The 5,142-nt window shown below is 35.0% G+C and carries 1 protein-coding gene and 4 pseudogenes; 4 read left to right on the forward strand and 1 reads right to left on the reverse strand.

From position 1 onward, the window contains the following. Window positions 1-403: 403 nt before the first annotated feature. The 4 genes and pseudogenes from BN67_RS14980 to BN67_RS14505 form a co-directional block, all read left to right on the forward strand. A pseudogene (locus BN67_RS14980) lies at window positions 404-1,153 on the forward strand (tyrosine-type recombinase/integrase); the annotation flags it as partial. Window positions 1,154-1,177: 24 nt separating this feature from the next. After that, window positions 1,178-1,360 (forward strand): annotated as a pseudogene (locus tag BN67_RS08335) (integrase); the annotation flags it as partial. A gap of 24 nt (window positions 1,361-1,384) precedes the next feature. Continuing rightward, window positions 1,385-1,806 (forward strand): annotated as a pseudogene (locus BN67_RS14985) (tyrosine-type recombinase/integrase); the annotation flags it as partial. A gap of 915 nt (window positions 1,807-2,721) precedes the next feature. Further along, window positions 2,722-3,024, forward strand: a complete 303-nt coding sequence (locus BN67_RS14505) for a hypothetical protein (protein WP_019223663.1) — start codon at window positions 2,722-2,724, stop codon at window positions 3,022-3,024. A gap of 1,859 nt (window positions 3,025-4,883) precedes the next feature. Here the strand turns inward: BN67_RS14505 and BN67_RS11985 are convergent. After that, window positions 4,884-5,142, reverse strand: a pseudogene (locus tag BN67_RS11985) (hypothetical protein); the annotation flags it as partial.

A 5,142-nucleotide genomic window follows, 5' to 3' on the forward strand; every position in this document is an offset into this window, starting at 1 on the left:
GCATGAGGCATTGAGGCATGAGGCATGAGGCATGAGGCATGAGGCATGAGGCATGAGGCATGAGGCATGAGGCATGAGGCATGAGGCATGAGGCATGAGGCATGAGGCATGAGGCATGAGGCATGAGGCATGAGGCATTAATATATTGATTTATAACAATTATTTTCCGTTTTTTTTACCTTAAATCATACCCCCGAATATCCGTAATATTATCTCCTTTCAAACCTCTTTCTACTGAGGCAGTTTTGTTCACTTGGTTTTACACTATCAGCGGGATTAGCATGTGGATAAAATGAGTGAGGAAAGGAGAAAAAATGTTTCTTATGAACCGCTTTCATGCAAGGAGTGTCGCAATCTCATGAGCTCGTAAATATACTATAAGTCGGTTAATAGACCATGAGTTGGTAAAGGGAATAATGATACGGGTTTATCCTTTGAGAAGCGTGAAAATGGTAGTTCTCAATAGGTTTATTAGTATACAGACTTTATCGTTATACAATTCACTAAAACAGCGCCGCGAAATAGAGTTGGGAACTCTAAGAGAGGTTCCTTTAAAATAAGCCCGTGAATGTGTAACGTGGGTGGTGTTCTGTTTTACGTGAAGGATGTGATCCCATTAAAGAACCTGAGAAACAAAAGTGTGAGGCAATGCGGTATCTTCATTCTCTTAAAGAGATTGCAGTGGGTATTTTTGAAAGCCGTAAAGCTGAATTAAAATGAGATGATAAAGCTAGAGCTGATTTTCACCTTTACAACTTCATGTATTCCCCAAATGAGGCTGTCTTCCCATTTTTAGAAATCACGCAAACAGATATACGCAATATACTAGCCCCCATATGGCATACAAAAGCTGCAACAGTAGAGAGGGCACTCATGCGTCTTAATCTTTGTCTCAAACATGCTGCTGCATTGGGACTGGATGTTGATTTACAAGCAACAGTCAAAGCATGCGTTCTCTTAGGAAAATAACGCCATGAAACTATGAATAAATTTGCAATGGTTTGGAAAGATGTGCGGGCTTTTTATAAAACACTTTGTCAAACAACCCTCCCTCCCACAATTGGCTTTGCGTTTGCTTATCCTTACGGGTGTTCGTAGCAATCCTTTGCGTCGTATTTGTGAAGATCAGATTGAAGGGAATATATGGATTGTTCTTGGCTCGACAATAGGAAAATGACGCCATACAACTATGAATAAACTTGCAATGGCTTGGAAAGATGTGCCGGCTTTTTATAAAACACTTTGTCAAACAATCCCCCTCCCACAATTGGCTTTGCGTTTGCTTATCCTTACGGGTGTTCGTAGCAATCCTTTGCGTCGTATTTGTGAAGATCAGATTGAAGGGAATATATGGACTGTTCTTGGCTCGACAATAGGAAAATAACGCCATAAAACTATGAATAAACCTGCAATGGTTTGGAAAGATGTGCGGGCTTTTTATAAAACACTTTGTCAAACAACAACCCCTCACATAATTGACTTTGCGTTTGCTTATCCTTACGGGTGTTCGTAGCAATCCTGTGTGTCGTATTTGTGAAGATCAGATTGAAGGGAATATATAGACTATTCTTGGCTCAAGATTATGAAAGGAAGACGTGATACGACAACAGAATTTCGCGTCCTCTTATCAACAGAAGCATTAGAAATTTTGAAACAAGTGTGCTCTCTCACGCGTAACGAGTTTCTTTTTTTGCCTCCGGTTGCGGTCCTCTTGCAGAAGGCGGGCATTCACATTACATGAAAAAAACTGGGCTTGAGGCATGTCCCCATGATTTTTACTCTAGTTTACATGATTGGCTGGCACAAGGCATGGTATAAATGTGGTAAAAAAATAGAAATGTTCATCAGTCAATTTTATTTTTGAAAGTGTCTTAAAGGTTTTTTAAATTTCTGCAGGAAAAGTGTGTATTGTGAGCAAAATTCTTGTATCAGGTGCAACTACGTCATCGGAAAGAGGTTGATGAACGCATTTCATGGAGAAGAAAAATAGAGTTGGAATCATTATACAATATGATGAATGTGGGTGAGAAGAACCTCAATCCTTTGCGTTTTATTGATTTAACCGTTTGGGTGATAGATGAGTTGATTCCTTGAGAAATAATGGTGCGATTTATTTAAGAGGCAATGTGTTTTTGTATTGAGGTCGTGTTGTATTGACAAAAACGAACAAAATATAAAGCTTCAAGAGAAGCATAAAATTATGAAAGCAGAGGAGACTTTACTTTTATGTATCATAATGAATCTTTTATTTTTTATTTATAAAAATAGTCAAATATCGATATTTTTTCATGCACTGAGAAGTTTTTTAAAGTTTTTATCAATCATGTCATCTTATATACGAGATATAGTATTTCATTTTTGTCTTGTTATAGTTAAATAAAATAATATGATTTTTGTATATATATAATTATTTTGTGTTATATGTATTTACATTTACAACATAATGTATTATATTGCGCAATAGTTCTTTAGATGATGTATAAATAGTTTATACTATACATATAGAAATATTGGTTTTTATAACTGTAAATGTTCTTTTACTTTTTCAGTAAAGAAAAAGAGGAGCAAAGAAAGCTATGTTTAAAGTGTTTAAAATCGGTTATGTCCATATACCCTTACAGTATTTATTCTTTGTTTTACACAGACTATAGAGAGTCATGCGGGTATTGCGCAAACGCAATTTCAAGAAAGAGGAGATGTTGTTGCATTAGAGAAAATATAATGAGGGGAGCAGTCGATCTGGGAGTTATTCGTGATGTGGAGGAGCAAGATGGATTGGTTTTTGGAAAAAGCGATAAAGTTTCTTTACCTACAGCGATTTGGGATACTGTCGGTGTTGTCTCGTTGCTTGCTTCCTTAATAGCAGGGAGTATACTTGGTGTTGTTATTTCTCTTGTAGGATTATTGTTGTCATTTAGAGAAGAGTGTTTCTTGTTTTATCAGGGCGTTTTACTTTTCGTTTCATTCTTTGAAACAATCTGTATAAGGAGTGGTTCAACGATGTTGGATTGTGATCATTCCTGATGAGGTGGCGATAACTTTTAGGATAAGATAGAATAATTTTTTAAGGGAATCGTTGAAAATGAAAATTTTTCTAATGGGTGCTTTTCCTTTTTAAAGCGCGAGAGTCTGAGTTTTCTTTAATTGCTCATTGGCAAATTGTTTCTATCATTCTATGTTACGCCTTCCAATTTTGTCCTCGTTCTTGTATTAAGGTCGTTCGTAAAAAGGATATTGGGATTTTTTTAGTTTAAAAAGGAGATAAAATAAAAAGCCTTCCATATAAGAAGATTTTACACCCTATAAAAATGAAGTTTTCATTTACAAATGAAATTGTTGCTTTAAAAAATCTCTCGTTTCTCACTCCTCATTTTACAGAAGTGTGTGAGAGGTGTCATGTAAAATTTATTGGATGTTTCTTATCTTTTCTAACCGATGCAAGGTATAGGACTGATACAAGGTAACAGGTGGGGCGTGATATTCTCTTTACCGATTTTTTTATTTTTTACGTGCAAAATATTGATTCATAAGTATAATTTGTCGTTATACCGTTTGAAATATAATCCCGAATACCCATAAGATTTCTCATTTCAAACTTCTTTATGTTGAATCAATTTTGCTCATTTTTCTTGTACGTCGTAAGTGTGGTTGCACATGGGGTAAAACGAGAGAAAAGGGAAGAAAAATGCTCTTCATGAATTGCCTTTATACAAGGGATGTCGCATTTTATGCGTTGGTCAATATACTATAAGTTGGTAAAGAGAATGATGGTGCCAGCGTGTCCTTTTTATGCGCAGAGGGATATTATCATAAAAAACAAAATAAAGTCAATAGTTTGTATGCAATTATTTTATACGAATCCACTTAAGAATCCACACTTTTGTATATGATTCAATTGACCCTTTTTTATCAACAATTGCCATGTATAAATAAAGTATGAAAAGCAAATCATGACACAAATCTTATAACGCATGTGGGCATTCAAAAGCAGTAATCATTCATAACAATTTAATAATACGTTTTAATCATAAAATCGATAGTTACTATTAGGGAGGCAATCGTTTGAATTATCCAATCAACATAATTGCACGTGTTTAAATCACATCTTAACAATTGAATTGCTTATGGCAGTAAAATTTCTAAAAGAGGATTGGGCGTTAAAAATTGTTTATAACGTTAAAAATTGTTAGCTCTAAAATAACAACGCCTTTAAAATTGGGAGCGGTTAATTTTGCTAGCTAAAATATAAAGCGGCTTTTGATAGGTATCCCCAAAATTGGGATTATCTACTTTAGAAGTATAATTTTTCAAGCATTTTCTTAATATCACGCATAAGTGCCACTGAAATCACTAAGCCCAATTTTGGTCTCAGTAAATCAACGGCACCAAATTTGGATTCGTTAAGTTCTCAAATATTCTCTGGATATCACAATTAGGCATAGTTGAAACAAGCCGTTGTTTATTGTCTTATGAGGGATTGCTTTCAAAACCAACATTTACAAGCATAAAATCAAAAGAGCGGGTTTTATTGCTAATTTACACTTACCAACGCATTTATTCTTGATTGGATTGATAGAGACCTTACAAAACGTTTTAATCTACTCAATAGGTTTTATCGTAAATGCTGTATTCACAGTGTCTCTCTTCATATCAAATATAACAAGAACGTTTTATGCTTTTTTGGATAACGTTTCATAATGACAATAAAGAGCTTGCAATATGATACGTTTTGTATATATGCGTCCATGACTCCATTGTGGATGATTTAATTTTAATCATCAGAATCGTTATTTGAAAGCCGCGTCATATCATGGCACGGCTTTCTTTTTTGAATGTTCTCTTGTTAAGATGTTTAAAAAATAAAAGGCGCCCCCCATGCCTCGTTATTTGTTGTTTTTAATATCAACAATTTTACGTCCTCTATAAACCTCCTGATGATTTTTAATAGAGCTTATTTTGCTTTTTTTATCGAGAATGGCAGTACCATAGACTTTACCCCAAACCTTAATATTGTGGGAAATCTTTGCTCTATCATAAACAGAACCATAAATTTCAGCCGTGCCACTCACGCGAGCATGCCCATAGACCTCACCATAAATTTTCGCACGCTTAAAAACCATGGCATGACCATAAACTTTCCCA

It is taken from the genome of Bartonella rattaustraliani AUST/NH4, from assembly GCF_000312565.1.
Lineage (GTDB): Bacteria > Pseudomonadota > Alphaproteobacteria > Rhizobiales > Rhizobiaceae > Bartonella > Bartonella rattaustraliani.